Consider the following 15,739-nt stretch of genomic DNA (forward strand, 5'->3'; position numbering starts at 1 on the left):
GACATAGCCTTGCCAAGAAGTTGCGGGTCGATTCGCCCGCATCCGATGTCGTTTGCGTAAAGCTTGGGTGCCGGAGGTAGGGCGCACGGCCGTACGTTGAGCCGTGATCTGGGGACAAGTCTGGCTGTCACGACGAAAATGTCGGGCCGCCGGTCCGGAACCGGCCAATCCCGGCGTGCTTGGTGTAAAATAACGCATGCGAGGGCGTTGAGGATGTGGAGTCGGAGATGACGCAGCCTGCAAAGGTCACAGAACCCTCGATGGAGGAGATTCTGGCCTCGATCCGGCGCATCATTGCCGACGACGAGGCCAAGCCACCGCCGGCCGATGCCGCGAAGCCAGCGCCTGCGCCCGCAGCGCCTGCACCAAAGCAGCAGGCGCAGGCGATGAACGACATCCCGCCATCGAAGGTTTCGCCGCCTGCGAAGCCCGCTGCCGAGAAACCTGCGCCACCGCCAGCTCCCAAGCCGGCGCCGCCTCCGGCCCCTGCGGCCGTCGAGTCCAACAACCAGGACGATATCGACGCGCTGCTGGCCGGCCTCGATGGGGCCACCGCCGCACCCGAGATGCGGGGGCCCGAACCGGAGCCGGAACCCGAAGCAGATGTTCTCGAGCTGACCGACGAGATGGCGGTCGAGGTTCCCGAGCCGACGCCGGCTCCGCCGCCGCCGAGCTTTCGCCGGGTCGAGCCGCGCGACGATCTCGAATTCGCCGAATCTGCGCCTCCACCCCGTCCCGCGCCGCCGCCGTCATACGTCCCGGTGGACTTCGATGCCCCGCCGTTGCCACCGCAGCAGCCGATCCTGGCGCAAACGACGGTCTCGGCGGTCGAATCCGCCTTCAACTCCCTGGCCCACACGGTGCTCAGCAGCAATGCGCGGACACTGGAGGACCTGGTCAAGGAGATGCTGCGCCCGATGCTCAAGTCCTGGCTCGACGACAACCTGCCGGGGCTCGTTGAACGCATCGTGAAGGCCGAAATCGAGCGGGTCTCGCGCGGCGGCCGCTGAGGCGGGCCGCACGGCCCCGATAACGCCCCGCTTTCGCGCTCTGTTCGACCGGCTGACCGAGCCGGAAAGCCCGTTTCGTCGCCGAGCTTTCCGTTGACGTTTTCGTTGACTTGGACCCCGCGCGCGGCTTTCTACCAGCCCCATGATCGAGAAAAATTACCAGCCCGCCGATATCGAATCCCGCATGTCCGTCGTCTGGGAGGACAGCCTTGCCTTCAAGGCCGGCCGCCCTGACCGCCGCGACGCCGTGCCTTTCACCATCGTGATCCCGCCGCCGAACGTGACGGGATCGCTGCATATGGGGCACGCCCTCAACAACACGCTCCAGGACATCCTGTGCCGGTTCGAGCGGATGCGTGGCCGCGACGTGCTGTGGCAGCCCGGCACCGACCATGCCGGCATCGCCACCCAGATGGTGGTCGAGCGGCAGTTGATGGAACGCCAGCAGCCCGGCCGCCGCGAGATGGGCCGCGAGAAGTTTCTGGAGCGGGTCTGGCAGTGGAAGGCCGAGAGCGGCGACACCATCATCAACCAGCTCAAGCGGCTCGGCGCCTCCTGCGACTGGTCGCGCGAGCGCTTCACCATGGACGAGGGCCTGTCCAAGGCCGTCGTCAAGGTGTTCGTCGAGCTGCACCGCGACGGCCTGATCTACAAGGACAAGCGGCTGGTGAACTGGGACACCAAGCTGCTTACCGCGATCTCCGATCTCGAGGTGCAGCAGACCGAGGTCAAGGGCAGCCTCTGGTATCTGCGCTATCCGATCGAGGGCAAGACGTTCAGCCCGGACGATCCCTCGAGCTTCATCGTCGTCGCCACCACGCGCCCGGAGACCATGCTCGGCGATACCGGCGTGGCGGTGCATCCCGACGACGAGCGCTATCAGAAGCTCGTCGGCAAGCACGTGATCCTGCCGCTGGTCGGCCGCAAGGTGCAGATCGTCGCCGATGACTATTCCGATCCGGAAAAGGGCTCGGGTGCAGTCAAGGTGACCCCGGCGCATGACTTCAACGATTTCGAGGTCGGCAAGCGCCGCGGCCTGCGCCAGATCAGTGTGCTCGACAAGGAAGGTTGTCTGGATCTCCTCGATAACGAGGATTATCTGCGCGAGCTGCCGGAAGGCGCCTCGCAGTTTGCCGAAGAATTTCACAAGGTCGATCGCTTCGCCGCGCGCAAGCGCATCGTCGAGCGGCTGGAGACGTTTGGCTTCGTCGAGCGGATCGAACCGCACACCCACATGGTGCCGCATGGCGACCGCTCCGGCACCGTGATCGAGCCCTATCTCACCGACCAATGGTATGTCGACGCCAGGACGCTGGCCAAGCCGGCGATCGCGGCGGTGCGCTCCGGCGAGACCACCTTCGTGCCGAAGAACTGGGAAAAGACCTATTTCGAGTGGATGGAGAACATCCAACCCTGGTGCATCTCGCGCCAGCTCTGGTGGGGCCACCAGATCCCGGCCTGGTACGGTCCGGACGGCAAGGTCTTCGTCGCCGAGACCGAGGAGGAGGCCGTCAGCCACGCACTCGGCTATTATGTCGAGCAGGAGGTGATCACGGTCGAGCAGGGCCGCGAGATGGCGCTCGACCGCAACAAGCGTGAAGGCTTCATCACCCGCGACGAGGACGTGCTCGACACCTGGTTCTCCTCGGCACTGTGGCCGTTCTCGACACTGGGCTGGCCTGACGATACGCCGGAGGTGCAGCGCTACTATCCGACCAATGCGCTGGTCACCGGCTTCGACATCATTTTCTTCTGGGTTGCCCGGATGATGATGATGGGCCTGCACTTCATGAAGGAAGTCCCGTTCTCGACGATCTACATCCACGCCCTCGTCCGCGACGAGAAGGGCGCCAAAATGTCGAAGTCGAAGGGCAACGTCATCGATCCCCTGCACCTGATCGACGAATACGGCGCGGACGCGCTGCGTTTCACGCTGGCCGCGATGGCGGCGCAGGGGCGCGACATCAAGCTCGCCACCAGCCGCGTCGAGGGCTATCGCAATTTCGCGACGAAACTCTGGAACGCCTGCCGGTTCGCCGAGATGAACCACTGCGCGGTGCCCGATGGCTTCGAGCCGGCGAAGGCAAAGGAGACGCTGAACCGCTGGATCGCGCATGAGAGCGCGCACACCACGCGCGAGGTGACGGAGGCGATCGAAGCCTACCGTTTCAATGACGCCGCCGGTGCGATCTACCGCTTCGTCTGGAACGTCTATTGCGACTGGTATGTCGAGCTCGCAAAGCCCGTGCTGCTCGGCCCGGACGGACCAGCCAAGGCCGAAACCCGTGCCATGGTCGCCTGGGCCCGCGACGAGATTTTGAAACTTTTGCACCCCTTCATGCCCTTCCTCACCGAGGAGCTGTGGGAGGTGACGGCCAAGCGCGACGGCCTGCTCGCGCTGGCGCCATGGCCGCTGAAGCCGGCCGGGCCGACGCCGGAGCAGCTTGCGATGCTTGCGGCGACGACGGGACCGACCGACCCGCTCGTCTCTCCGGCGTGGGTGCTCCCGATCTTCGACCATTCCGACTTCACGGATCCCAAGGCTGAAGCCGAGATCGGCTGGGTGATCGACCTCGTCACGCAGATCCGCTCGATCCGCGCCGAGATGAACATCCCGCCGGCGACGCTGACGGCACTGGTGCTCGCGGGCGCCTCGGCCGAGACGAAGGAGCGCGCGCCGCGCTGGACCGAAATCATCAAGCGCATGGCGCGGCTGTCGGACATCTCCTTCGTCGAGCGCGCGCCTGACGGGGCGGTTCAGCTCCTGGTGCGCGGCGAGGTCGCCGCGCTGCCGCTGAAGGGCGTGATCGATGTCGCCGCCGAGCGCGCGCGCCTCGACAAGGAGATCGCGAAGGCCGACGCCGACATCAAGCGCGCCGAATCCAAGCTGGCGAACGAGAAATTCGTCGCCAATGCGGCCGAAGAGGTCGTCGAGGAGGAACGCGAAAAGCGCGAGGCGGCGCTGGCGCGCAAGGCAAAGCTGCTGGAAGCGATCGAGCGGTTGAAGCAGGCGTCTTGAGGTGACTGTCATTCCGGGGCGCGTCGAAGACGCGAGCCCGGAATCTCGAGATTTTCAGGTGCGCAATGGTGCACCGTAGTTCGGCTCTACGAGCCGCCCCGAAATGACGCTCACTTCGGAAACGGTTTGCTCAAAAACTTCGAGCCCTGGACGCCATAGCGCCAGGGCAGCTCCACCGCCTTGGTGAGGCCGATCCGGATGCCGGTTGCCACCTCCACGTCGTCGGTCCGCGCATGAAGCGCGATCGGGGGCCGGTCCAGCGGCAGGGCGTTATGCGCGATGGTGATGCCGAGCGCTTCTGTCAGCTTGCCCGGGCCCGAGCACAGCGCGTGCACGTCGACCGCATGGCGGCGGCGGCGCATCGCGGCGATGCCATGGGTCGGCTGCAGCGCGCGGATCAGGACGGCGCTGGCCGAGCCTTCCTCCTCGCAGACGAAGTTCACGCACCAGTGGATGCCGTAGGAGCGGTAGACATAGGCGAACCCGGGCGGGCCGAACATCACCTGGTTCCGCGGCGTCGACCCGCGATAGGAGTGCGCCGCCGGCTCGGTATGATGATAGGCCTCGACCTCGACGATGATCCCACCGACATCGTCGACCAGCATGGTCGCGCCGATCAGGTCGGGAGCGACCTCATGGACGCTGCGCGCGAAAAAGGCACGTTTGAGCACCTTGCCGAGGCGCGGTGTGGAGACGTTCAATCTTGATGCTTTTCTTGGAGCCATTCGAGGTGAGAATCGCCGGAGAACGGAGCAGGATATTCCCCATATCTGCCATGTCCCCTGAAGCAGGGCGAGCCGGGTTGCGATGCCCGGCGAGACCGACTAGGTAGGACCTGAACGGACCGGACACCCCATGGTCGTTATTGTCGATACCATCTCGAACCCGTTGCGCCCGCGCCACCCCGAAAAGGTGAACCGGCCCGATTCCGCTTCGCCGCCGAAGCCGGACTGGATCCGCGTGCGGGCGCCCAACACCCGCGGCTATGCCGACACCCGCAACATCGTGCGCGCCAACGGCCTGCACACGGTGTGCGAGGAGGCGGGCTGCCCGAACATTGGCGAGTGCTGGGACAAGAAACACGCGACCTTCATGATCATGGGGGACACCTGCACCCGCGCCTGCGCGTTCTGCAACGTCAAGACCGGCATGCCCAATGCGCTGGACGCGGCTGAGCCGCAGAACGTCGCCGAGGCCGTGGCCAAGCTGGGGCTGGCGCATGTGGTCATCACGTCCGTCGACCGCGATGATCTTGCCGATGGCGGCGCCGAACATTTTGCCCAGACCATCCGTGCGATCCGGGCCGCGTGCCCCACGACCACGATCGAGATCCTGACGCCCGACTTCCTGCGCAAGGACGGAGCGCTGGAGGTCGTCGTCGCGGCGAAGCCCGACGTCTTCAACCACAATCTCGAGACCGTGCCGTCGCGCTATCTCACCGTGCGGCCCGGCGCGCGCTACTTCCATTCGATCCGCCTGTTGCAGCGGGTCAAGGAGCTCGATCCCGCCATCTTCACCAAGTCCGGCATCATGGTCGGCCTCGGCGAGGAACGTCACGAGGTGCAGCAGGTGATGGACGATCTGCGCTCGGGAGACGTCGACTTCCTGACCATCGGCCAGTATCTCCAGCCGACGCGCAAGCACCACGCCGTGATGCGCTATGTGCCGCCGGACGAGTTCGCGTCCTACGAGAAGGTCGCCTACACCAAGGGTTTCCTGATGGTGTCGGCGAGCCCGCTCACCCGTTCGTCGCATCATGCCGGCGAGGACTTTGCGAGACTAAAGGCCGCGCGGGCCGCGCACGCCCGCTGAACCGCTATGCCCAAATTTTCGAGCAAGCGCCGTGTCAATCATAGCGCGTCCGAGATGTTTGATCTGGTCGCCGACGTCGAGCGCTACCCGGAATTCGTGCCGCTGTGCAGCGCGCTGAAGGTCCGTCAGCGGGTGGCGAAACCCGACGGCACCGAGGTGCTCGTCGCCGACATGACGGTGTCGTTCAAGCTGGTCAAGGAATCCTTCACCAGCCGGGTGACGCTCGATCGCGCCAATCTGAAGATCCTGGTCGAATATCTGCAAGGCCCGTTCAGCAATCTTGAAAACCGCTGGACCTTCGAGCCCAAGGGCGATGATGTCTGCGACGTCGGCTTCTTCCTCGCCTATGAGTTCAAGAGCCGCATGCTGGCGCTGCTGATGGGATCGATGTTCGACGCCGCGTTTGCACGTTTCTCAATCGCGTTCGAAAAACGCGCGGATGCGGTCTACGGCCGGCCGAAGCTTATGTCGTCCTGACTGACTTACGGGGCACGATGTCCCACCCGACATAGTGTTGAGCCAGCGAGAGGGCACCGGCGTCGAGCAATGTCAGCACGCCCAGCCTGTCGAGCAGATGAAGGATCCAGGTCTTCTGGCGTTTTCGTGTCGTCGCCCGGACGCTATCATGGCCGACCGAGCCGGTTGGAGGAGCAGTTCTCGCAATGCGCGTGTTGACGACGAACTGCGCTCTTCGCGGCCGGTCCGGCTCCGAGATCGTGACCATCGATCTGGCCTCGGGTCTTCGACAGCGTGGCCACGAGGTTGCGGTCTTCGCCCCGCTGCTCGGCCCGAGTGCCGAGTTCCTACGTCTTCGCGGCATCACCGTGACCGATCGGCCCGAAGATGTCCCGTGGACGCCGGATGTGATCCACGGCCACCATAATCATGTTCTCGCTAGCGCCTTGGCCCATTTCAGAGACAGCCCCGGCCTGTTCGTGTGCCATTCCGCGGCTTATTGGTTCGACGGCCCGCCGCGCCTGCCACGTGTGAAACGGATATGCGCGGTCGACGAAGCCTGCCGTGCCCGCGTGGTTGCGGAGACCGGATGTCCGAGTGACGAGATCGCGCTGCTGACCAATGCGGTCGACACCGAGCTGTTCGGGCCGCGCGGCCCGCTTCCCGCCCAACCCGCGCGGGCCCTGCTGCTGGCCAAGAATACCGCGCATGTCGCGGCAGTTCGCGAGGCCGCGCGACAATCGGGCCTTGCGCTGGACGAGATCGGCACCGCCTTCGGACGAGAGGTCGATGATCTGCACGTGCAGCTCAGGAATTACGACCTGGTCTTCGCGACGGCGCGCATGGCGCTCGAGGCGATGGCCGTTGGTTGCGCGGTCGTGGTCGTGGATGGCCGAGGCCTTGCGGGGCTCGCGACCGCGGCCACCGTGGACGAGTGGCGGAACAGGAATTTTGGCGTGAGCCTGTTGACGCGGCCTCTGAGCGCGGAAGGGATCGCCGCCGAAATCGCAGCTTACGACGCAGCTGACGCGACGAGGGTGTCGCAACGGATCCGCGAGGTCGCAACGTTGCCAGCCTATCTCGATCGCGTCGAGGCCTTGCACCGGGAGGTTGCCGGTGCGCGGCGTCTCGTCGACCCCGCGGAGGATCTCCGCGCCACCGGCATCTTCATGGCGCAATGGCTGCGGCGCCTCGGCGAAGGTACGATCCCCGAAAATTTCGATACGCTCCTGGCGGCGAACAAGTTCGCGGCCGAGCACCGCGTTGTCGTCGACGAAAATGCCTCCCTTCGCGAACAGAGGACTGCACTCCAGCGTGATCTGGACGGTTCGGCCGCACGGGTGGCCGCAATGGAGGTCGAACTCGCGACGATTCGCCGGAAAGGCACGCTTGCCGAAATCCTTCGATCCCCACTTGCCGCGCTACGCGATCAAACTGCGGCTTGGCGCCAGCGCCTGTTCAGCCGTAAATAGACCGCTCAACTGCGCAGGCCGAAAGGTCAGAAAGGATCAAAATGTCGTCGATGCAGGGGCAGCATTGCGTTATTGCCGACGATGCGCAGATCGGTGAGGGAACCCGCGTCGGCAATTTCGTTCTTATCCGCGACAAGACGATCATCGGACGGGGCTGCGTGATCGGGTCCTATCTCGACATCGAGGGTGAGGTACGTATCGGCGACTATGTATCGCTTCAGAGCCGCTGCTACATCACGCGCGGCGTGATCATCGAGGACGAGGTGTTTTGCGGGCCTGGCGTGCTCACCATGAACGACAGGCGCATCACCCACCGGCGGCCATCGATGAGATTCACGCGTGCTGCGCCGCGCATCCTGCGTGCCGCACGGGTCGGCGGCGGCAGCGTGCTATGTCCCGGCATAACGATCGGCGAAAATGCACTTGTCGGCGCCGGCTCCGTTGTGACTCGCGATGTGCCCGACCGCACCATCGTCGCAGGCAACCCCGCAGTCTCGATCGGACGCGTGCCGGATGATGAAGTCATCTAGCTGGACGTCCGCCGGCTGCGAGGCGTAACAGGCGGCAGGCGTCGCACGGCGCGATCCCCCGCATCGGCGCGCCATAGATGACATGTTGGGTTTCGGCAGTTTGACGACAAACGGCGACATCACAGCGTCTGGGCGAAGAAGACCTCAGGAGGCTCAGAACACTCGCAGGCACCAAGCCGATTACGATGATCGCGAAAGAACTCGGCCGGACCACAGGCACTGTGCTTGCGAAGGCGATCGAGCAAAAAACTCCCTGTCATGTATCGGACCGAGCGAACGACGCAATGATGGGGCTGCGTCAGTTCCCGCCGGGTCCAATCAGGGTTTCATTGTTTCTGCCACTGTGCGATCCGCCAGCAGGCGTTTGACGATTGTTGGCGGAAAGGGGATCATTTTCCGCGCTTGCGAGTTCTCAACCGACCGTCCGGGTTGGAGCCTCCATGACCATCAATTTCGACACGCTGCAAGCTTCTCTCGTGCTGTATGGGCTGAATGCGCTCTACGCCATTCTGCTGCTCGCCGTCGGCTGGTATCTGTCCGGCGCGATGCAGCGTTTCGTCACGCGCGCACTCAACGTCACGCACCGGGTCGATCCGCTCGTGACCTTGTTCGTCGCCAGTGTTACGCGCTACGGCGTGCTGGCGATCGTTGGCATCGCCGTGCTTCAGCTCTTCGGTATCCAGACCGCGAGCCTCGTCGCGGTGCTGGGCGCAACATCGCTCGCCATTGGTCTGGCGTTGCAGGGCACGCTCTCCAATCTCGCCGCCGGCGTGATGCTGCTGTTGTTTCGTCCCTTCCACATCGGCGATGACGTCGAGGTCGCCGGCAAGGCGGGGAAGGTGAGATCCCTGACGCTGTTCATGACCGAGCTGGTCGCACCCGACAACACGCAGATCCTGCTGCCGAATGGACAGGTATGGGGCGCCCCCATCATCAACCACAGCACCTATCCCAGCACGGGCGAGGTCAAGGTGACGTTTCCGGCCAGGGCAGGCGAGGCCAACGCGCTGGCTGATCATATATTGAAAGAGCTGCGTGAGGATCCCAGGATTGACGACCGGACCGAGCCGGCAGTCCGCGTCTCCAAGGTCATCGATGCCGCCAATCCCGCAGCGCCCGTCGTGGAATTGACGGTTAGTGCAAAGGTGAAGCCGTTAGATGCCGATGCCGTCAGGCAGCGCGTGCTCGATCACGCCAGCGCGCTGCTGGCGGCAGCGTGAGGCGCCTCAGCCCCTCGGCGACCGCGGCGGTCTTCGCTTCACGGCGTGCCTTCTTGGCGAGCGGGTGACGCGCGGACGCAGGCGGCTTGCGGCTTCGCGGCGCGGCTTGGCTGAGACTTGCGGGCTGCGGGCGAGATCCATCAGCATGCGCAAGGCTTCGACCACCGAGCGCTGGCGCACGGCCGTGCGGCCGATCGCGCCAAAACGGTGCTCGCGGTGGGCGATGCGGCCGTCGCGCGCGGCGACGGCGAAGTGCACCAGCCCGACCGGCTTGCCGCGCGTGGCGCCGCCGGGACCGGCGATGCCGGTGATGGCGACCGCGAGGTCGACGCCGGCGCGCTCCAGCGCGCCGACCGCCATCGCCGTCGCAGTCTCCTTGCTGACGGCACCGAAATTTGTCAGCGTGCTTGCCTCGACGCCGAGCATCGCGCGCTTGGCGTCGTTGGAATAGGTGACGAAGCCGCGGTCGATCACGTCGGAGGAGCCGGGGATGTCGGTCAGCGCGCCGGCAACGAGGCCGCCGGTGCAGGACTCAGCCGTCGCGATTGTCAGCTTGCGCATCCGGCACAGATCGAGCAGCGAGCGGGAGAGGGCGCGTGCGTCGCTGCCGCCCATGACCTAGACGCTCCAGATCTTTTCGTTAAACGGAAGGCGGATGGTGGCGCTCGCGGTGGCCGCAATGCCTTCCTCGCGGCCGGTGAAGCCGAGCCGCTCGCTGGTCGTCGCCTTCACCGCGACGCGGGAGATGTCGACGCCGGAAATCTCGGCGATGCGTGCACGCATGGTATCGCGCAACGGGCCGATCTTCGGCCGCTCGCAGATCAGGGTCACCTCGAGATTGGCGACGCGGCCGCCGCGTTGCGAGACGCGATCGATGGCGTATTTCAGAAACTGGTCGGAGGAGGCGCCCTTCCACTTCGCATCGCTGGGCGGAAAGTGCGAGCCGATGTCGCCGTCGGCCAGCGCACCGAGGATCGCATCGACCAGCGCATGCAGGCCGACATCACCGTCGGAATGGGCCAGAAAACCCTTGGTGTGCGGCACGCGCACGCCGCAGATCATGACGTGGTCGCCTTCGCCGAAGGCGTGAACGTCATAGCCCGTGCCGGTCCTGATGTCGCCGAGCAGGCTGGCCAGGCGCGCTTCCTCGCGCACGAAATCCTCGGGATTGGTGAGCTTCATATTGGCAACATCGCCTTCAAAGGTTGCAACCGTCAATCCCGCCCATTCGGCAATCGCCGCATCGTCGGTGAAATCGCTGCGCCCGTCCTTCGCCGCGCGACGATGCGCCTCGAGGATGACGTCGAAACGAAAGGATTGCGGCGTCTGCGCAATTCGCAACCGCGCGCGGTCCGGTGTGTCCTCGACGTTGCCGCTTTCGCCCGTGAGCTTGATGGTGTCGGTGACGGGAATGACGGGGATCGCGGCGCCGGTACGGCTGGCGGCCTCGATCGCACGCGATATCAGGCCTTGCGAGACGAAGGGCCGCGCGGCGTCGTGGATCAGGACGATGTCGGGCTTGTGCCTGGCCAGCGCCTCGAGACCTGCGAGCACCGAAGCCTGCCGCGTCGCGCCGCCACTGGTCGGCGGCTCGTGACTCAGGCCTGCGACTGCTGCCGTGAACATCGCGCTGTCGTCGGGATTCACCACCGGCTGCACCGCAAACACGTCGGGGTGGCGGCTGAAGGCTTCCATGGCGCGAAAGATCACGGGCTGGCCGCCGATCGAGCGATATTGCTTCGGCCCGCCGGCGCCTGCGCGCAATCCGCGTCCGGCTGCGACGAGAACAACTGCGGTGCGCTGTGATTTCGCCATAGGACTCGAATACTCAGTTGCTGATGAGGAGTCGGGGAGTGGGGTGATTGCCGGCATGCCTCTAGCACGGCAGGCCCGCAAAAAAAGGGGATTTCCCCGGATTGTGGGAAACAGCATTGCTGCACCGCACTTGAAAGATTTGCAGAACTGTCTAAACTGTAGGCATGACGCTTGACTGCACAAGAATTGTGCGCAAGATGGGTTCTGGCAGGTGCGATGAAGCCCCTGCATAGTCAACGAGACCACTGTGACCGGCACGGCAGAAACAGGCTCCAAGCCGTTGAAAATAGGCGATATTGACGTCGCCACCCCGGTCTTCCTGGCGCCGATGTCGGGGGTGACTGACTCGCCCGTCCGGCGGCTGACCGCCGAGCTTGGGGCCGGTCTGGTCGTCTCCGAGATGACTGCCAGCGACGATCTCGTCAACGGCCATGCGATGTCGCGGTTGCGCTGCGAAGCAACCGGCATCGGTCCCCATGTGGTGCAGCTCGCCGGCTGTGAGGGGCACTGGATGGCCGAAGGCGCGCGGATCGCGGAAGCCGAAGGCGCCGACATCATCGATATCAACATGGGCTGTCCGGCCCGTCACGTCACCGGCGGCCAGTCCGGCTCGGCGCTGATGCGCGATCTCGACCATGCCGTCGGCCTGATCGAGGCGACCATTGCAGCGGTGAAAGTCCCGGTGACGCTGAAGATGCGGCTCGGCTGGGACGACCGCACCCGCAACGCGCCGGAGCTGGCGCAGCGCGCCGAAGCTGCCGGCATCAAGCTCGTCACCGTGCATGGCCGCACCCGCTGTCAGTTCTACAAGGGCGAGGCCGATTGGGACGCGATCCGCGCGGTGCGCCAGGCGATCTCCGTTCCGCTCGTCGTCAACGGTGACATCACGTCCTATGACAAAGCACGCGCGGCGCTCGATGCCTCCGGCGCCGATGCCGTGATGATCGGCCGCGGCGCGCAAGGCCAGCCCTGGCTGCCCGGCCAGATCGGCCGCCGCCTGAAGGGCGGGGCGGCGGAGGCTGTGCCGTCACTCGATACGCAACTTGATTATGTCCGCACGCTCTATGAGGGCGTCTGCGCGCTCTACGGCCTGCGCATCGGGCTCAGGCACGCACGCAAGCATCTCGGCTGGGCGCTCGATGTCGCGGCCGATGCGAGCCGCGCGCCGGCCGAGAAGCTGAAAGCCTGGCGTCAGAAGGTCCTCACTTCGGAGGATCCGCGCCTCGTTCACCGTTCACTGCAAGATGCCTTCGACGACTTCGCATGGAGCGCTGCTGCATGAGCTCAGCTGCTGAACATCGTCGGCCGCTTCCGTCCGACAGCGATGCGATCCTGGACGCACTTCCCAATCCCGTGCTCATGATCGGGCCGGACGGCAAGATCGTTGCCGCCAACATCGCGACCGAAGCCTTTTTCGAAATCTCGACGCAATTCCTGAAGCGGCAGTCGCTCAAGGAGCTGGTGCCGTTCGGTAGCCCCTTGCTGGCACTGATCGACCAGGTGCGCTCGTCGAACTCGCCGGTCAACGAATACAAGGTCGATCTCGGCACGCCGCGCATGGGCGGCGACCGTCAGGTCGATCTCCATGTCGCGCCGCTCACGGAGCGGCCGGGGCACATCGTGGTGATGCTCCAGGAGCGCACCATCGCCGACAAGATGGACCGCCAGCTCACCCATCGCAGCGCCGCGCGCTCGGTGATCGCGCTCGCCGCGATGCTGGCGCACGAGATCAAGAATCCGCTCTCCGGCATCCGCGGCGCGGCCCAGCTTCTTGAACAGCAGGCCTCCTCGGAGGACCGCATGCTGACGCGGCTGATCTGCGACGAGGCCGACCGCATCGTGACGCTGGTCGACCGTATGGAGGTGTTCGGCGACGAACGTCCCGTAGTGCGCGGTCCCGTCAACATCCATTCGGTGCTCGATCACGTGAAGCGGCTGGCGCAGTCGGGCTTTGCCCGCAACATCCGCTTCGTCGAGGACTACGATCCCTCGCTGCCGCCGGTGCTCGCGAACCAGGATCAGCTGATCCAGGTGTTCCTCAATCTCGTGAAGAACGCCGCCGAAGCCGTGATCGACGTTTCCGACGCCGAGATCCAGCTCACCACCGCGTTCCGCCCCGGCGTGCGCCTGTCAGTCCCCGGTCAAAAATCCCGGGTATCCCTGCCGCTCGAATTCTGCGTCAAGGACAACGGACCAGGCGTGCCGGACGATCTTCTGCCCAACCTGTTCGATCCCTTCGTGACCACCAAGCAGACCGGCAGCGGTCTCGGCCTGGCGCTGGTCGCAAAGATCATCGGCGATCACGGGGGCATCATCGAATGCGAATCTCAGCCGCGGAAGACCACCTTCCGCGTGCTGATGCCGATGTACTCGACATCGGTCAAACACGCCGATCACAGCAGTCGCGACGGCTCTGCCGGGAAGTCGTCGTCTGAATCACAGGGGGCAAAATGAGGATTAACAATGCCCGCAGGTAGCATTCTCGTTGCAGATGACGACACCGCCATCCGCACGGTACTCAATCAGGCTCTGTCCCGGGCCGGATACGAAGTCAGGCTCACCGGCAATGCCGCGACGCTATGGCGCTGGGTCAGCCAGGGCGAGGGCGATCTGGTCATCACCGACGTGGTGATGCCGGACGAAAACGCCTTCGACCTGTTGCCGCGGATCAAGAAGATGCGGCCGAATTTGCCGGTCATCGTCATGAGCGCGCAAAACACCTTCATGACCGCGATCCGCGCCTCCGAGCGCGGGGCGTACGAATATCTGCCAAAGCCCTTCGACCTGAAGGAGCTGATCGCCATCGTCGGCCGCGCGCTGGCCGAGCCGAAGGAGCGGACCTCGACGCCGGACGAAGACGCCGAGATGGAGGCGATCCCGCTGGTCGGCCGCTCGCCGGCGATGCAGGAAATCTACCGTGTGCTGGCGCGGTTGATGCAGACCGACCTCACCGTGATGATCACGGGCGAGTCCGGCACCGGCAAGGAGCTGGTGGCGCGCGCGCTGCATGATTACGGCAAGCGCCGCAACGGCCCGTTCGTCGCCGTCAACATGGCGGCGATCCCGCGCGACCTGATCGAGTCCGAACTGTTCGGGCATGAGCGTGGCGCCTTCACCGGCGCCAACACCCGTGCCTCCGGCCGGTTCGAGCAGGCCGAGGGCGGCACGTTGTTCCTCGACGAGATCGGCGACATGCCGATGGAGGCGCAGACGCGGCTGCTGCGCGTGCTCCAGCAGGGCGAATACACCACCGTCGGCGGCCGCACGCCGATCAAGACCGACGTGCGAATCGTGGCAGCCTCCAACAAGGATCTGCGCGTCCTGATCCAGCAGGGTCTGTTCCGCGAAGATTTGTTCTTCCGCCTCAACGTCGTGCCGCTGCGGCTGCCCCCCTTGCGCGAGCGCATCGAGGATCTGCCCGATCTCATCCGTCACTTCTTCGCACTTGCCGAGAAGGACGGGCTGCCGCCGAAGAAGCTCGACACGCTGGCGCTGGAGCGGATGAAACAGCATCGCTGGCCAGGCAACGTGCGCGAGCTCGAGAACCTCGCCCGGCGCCTCGCGGCACTCTATCCGCAGGACGTAATCACGGGCTCCGTCATCGACGGCGAGCTGGCGCCGCCCACGGTCAGTCCGGGGGCTGCGATTCAGCAGGGCGTCGACAATCTCGGCGGCGCAGTGGAGGCGTATCTCTCCTCGCACTTCCAGGGCTTTCCGAATGGCGTGCCGCCGCCCGGGCTCTATCACCGCATCCTCAAGGAGATCGAGGTGCCGCTGCTCACGGCCGCGCTCGCGGCCACCCGCGGCAACCAGATCCGCGCCGCCGACCTGCTCGGCCTCAACCGCAACACGCTGCGGAAGAAGATCCGGGATCTGGATATCCAGGTGTATCGGAGCGGGGGCTAGAGCCTTTTCCGTTCCGATTGAATCGGAACGGGTCTAGATTCTTGTTTTGACGCGTTTTCACGCGGACCGGCGTCCACTTCGCTGGAAAACGCTCTAGTTCTCCCGGGACGGTGGCTCAGCTCCCCCTACCAAAGCGGAGCTGAGCCTGTCCGAACCGCGTTTGCCGTTGTGGCCGACGCGGTGAACAGAAGTCCGGATCGGGCCGAAATGTTCCGCGGTCGCGTTGGAATTGGTCATTCGACCGCAGGTCGTGGCGCCGCACTCATCTGATGAGCCGGCTTGAGACGGGCGGCGCGTTGGCCATGTCTGCGGGCTGTTGCATGCCGGGACCGTTGACCAGGAGGTCGGCGGCCACGATCAGCAGCAGAACGGCCGAGACCATCATTGCAAGGAACAATCTGTCCATGCCGGGTCAAGCCGGCAGGACCGGAATCCGTTCCGGCGGCTGGCGCCGTTCCGGCGATGCCCTGTGGATGCGCGGGTCCCTCGCGACGGAGGC

Annotated in this window: 14 protein-coding genes; 10 read left to right on the plus strand and 4 right to left on the minus strand. The window is 65.1% G+C overall.

Annotated features, from left to right (window positions below; translation table 11 throughout):
- Positions 1 to 227: 227 nt before the first annotated feature.
- Together IVB18_RS25150 and IVB18_RS25155 are read left to right on the plus strand one after the other, a co-directional pair.
- Complete coding sequence (locus IVB18_RS25150) at positions 228 to 1,010, plus strand: DUF2497 domain-containing protein (protein ID WP_247983124.1); 783 nt, start codon at positions 228 to 230, stop codon at positions 1,008 to 1,010.
- A gap of 142 nt (positions 1,011 to 1,152) precedes the next feature.
- The gene (locus IVB18_RS25155) at positions 1,153 to 4,029 is read left to right on the plus strand and encodes a valine--tRNA ligase (protein WP_247983125.1); all 2,877 of its coding nucleotides are present in this window, start codon (positions 1,153 to 1,155) and stop codon (positions 4,027 to 4,029) included.
- A gap of 110 nt (positions 4,030 to 4,139) precedes the next feature.
- Here IVB18_RS25155 and IVB18_RS25160 read toward each other — a convergent pair whose 3' ends face one another.
- On the minus strand, positions 4,140 to 4,730 hold the full coding sequence (locus tag IVB18_RS25160) for a DNA-3-methyladenine glycosylase (RefSeq protein WP_247983126.1): 591 nt from the start codon (positions 4,728 to 4,730) through the stop codon (positions 4,140 to 4,142).
- 154 nt (positions 4,731 to 4,884) lie between these two features.
- On the opposite strand from IVB18_RS25160, the gene lipA reads away from it, so the two are divergent.
- The 5 genes from lipA to IVB18_RS25185 all read left to right on the plus strand — a co-directional run bounded on the left by lipA (position 4,885) and on the right by IVB18_RS25185 (position 9,519).
- Positions 4,885 to 5,841 carry a lipoyl synthase gene (lipA, locus tag IVB18_RS25165; protein ID WP_247983127.1) on the plus strand — a complete coding sequence of 319 codons (957 nt, stop codon included), beginning with the start codon at positions 4,885 to 4,887 and terminating at the stop codon, positions 5,839 to 5,841.
- Positions 5,842 to 5,847: 6 nt separating this feature from the next.
- Positions 5,848 to 6,318 (plus strand): type II toxin-antitoxin system RatA family toxin, encoded by a 471-nt coding sequence (locus tag IVB18_RS25170; RefSeq protein WP_247983128.1) that lies wholly within the window; start codon positions 5,848 to 5,850, stop codon positions 6,316 to 6,318.
- 185 nt (positions 6,319 to 6,503) lie between these two features.
- A complete protein-coding gene (locus IVB18_RS25175; RefSeq protein ID WP_247983129.1) occupies positions 6,504 to 7,769 on the plus strand; it encodes a glycosyltransferase in 1,266 nt (421 codons plus the stop codon).
- A gap of 41 nt (positions 7,770 to 7,810) precedes the next feature.
- Positions 7,811 to 8,299, plus strand: coding sequence for an acyltransferase (locus IVB18_RS25180; protein WP_247983130.1), 489 nt, complete (start codon positions 7,811 to 7,813; stop codon positions 8,297 to 8,299).
- Positions 8,300 to 8,739: 440 nt separating this feature from the next.
- A complete protein-coding gene (locus IVB18_RS25185) occupies positions 8,740 to 9,519 on the plus strand; it encodes a mechanosensitive ion channel domain-containing protein (RefSeq protein WP_247983131.1) in 780 nt (259 codons plus the stop codon).
- Positions 9,520 to 9,525: 6 nt separating this feature from the next.
- Here the strand turns inward: IVB18_RS25185 and IVB18_RS25190 are convergent, their stop codons facing one another.
- On the minus strand, positions 9,526 to 10,134 hold the full coding sequence (locus IVB18_RS25190; protein WP_247983132.1) for a CinA family protein: 609 nt from the start codon (positions 10,132 to 10,134) through the stop codon (positions 9,526 to 9,528).
- A gap of 3 nt (positions 10,135 to 10,137) precedes the next feature.
- Positions 10,138 to 11,334: a bifunctional 2-C-methyl-D-erythritol 4-phosphate cytidylyltransferase/2-C-methyl-D-erythritol 2,4-cyclodiphosphate synthase gene (locus IVB18_RS25195; RefSeq protein ID WP_247983133.1), complete on the minus strand. Its 1,197-nt coding sequence runs from the start codon at positions 11,332 to 11,334 to the stop codon at positions 10,138 to 10,140.
- 280 nt (positions 11,335 to 11,614) lie between these two features.
- Here IVB18_RS25195 and dusB point away from each other — a divergent pair, with 280 nt between their 5' ends.
- From dusB to ntrC, 3 genes are read left to right on the plus strand one after another with little or no spacing between them, the layout of a single operon-like run.
- The gene (gene dusB, locus IVB18_RS25200; RefSeq protein WP_247991729.1) at positions 11,615 to 12,616 is read left to right on the plus strand and encodes a tRNA dihydrouridine synthase DusB; all 1,002 of its coding nucleotides are present in this window, start codon (positions 11,615 to 11,617) and stop codon (positions 12,614 to 12,616) included.
- Positions 12,613 to 13,788 carry a nitrogen regulation protein NR(II) gene (locus tag IVB18_RS25205; RefSeq protein ID WP_247983134.1) on the plus strand — a complete coding sequence of 392 codons (1,176 nt, stop codon included), beginning with the start codon at positions 12,613 to 12,615 and terminating at the stop codon, positions 13,786 to 13,788. Before dusB ends, IVB18_RS25205 begins: the two co-directional genes overlap by 4 nt.
- A gap of 9 nt (positions 13,789 to 13,797) precedes the next feature.
- Positions 13,798 to 15,240: a nitrogen regulation protein NR(I) gene (gene ntrC / locus IVB18_RS25210; RefSeq protein WP_247983135.1), complete on the plus strand. Its 1,443-nt coding sequence runs from the start codon at positions 13,798 to 13,800 to the stop codon at positions 15,238 to 15,240.
- A 262-nt stretch (positions 15,241 to 15,502) separates the two neighbouring features.
- On the opposite strand, the gene IVB18_RS25215 is transcribed toward ntrC, so the two are convergent.
- Complete coding sequence (locus IVB18_RS25215; RefSeq protein ID WP_247983136.1) at positions 15,503 to 15,646, minus strand: hypothetical protein; 144 nt, start codon at positions 15,644 to 15,646, stop codon at positions 15,503 to 15,505.
- Between the last annotated feature and the right edge of the window lie 93 nt (positions 15,647 to 15,739).

Origin of the sequence: Bradyrhizobium sp. 186, assembly GCF_023101685.1 — a bacterium.
Classification (GTDB): domain Bacteria; phylum Pseudomonadota; class Alphaproteobacteria; order Rhizobiales; family Xanthobacteraceae; genus Bradyrhizobium.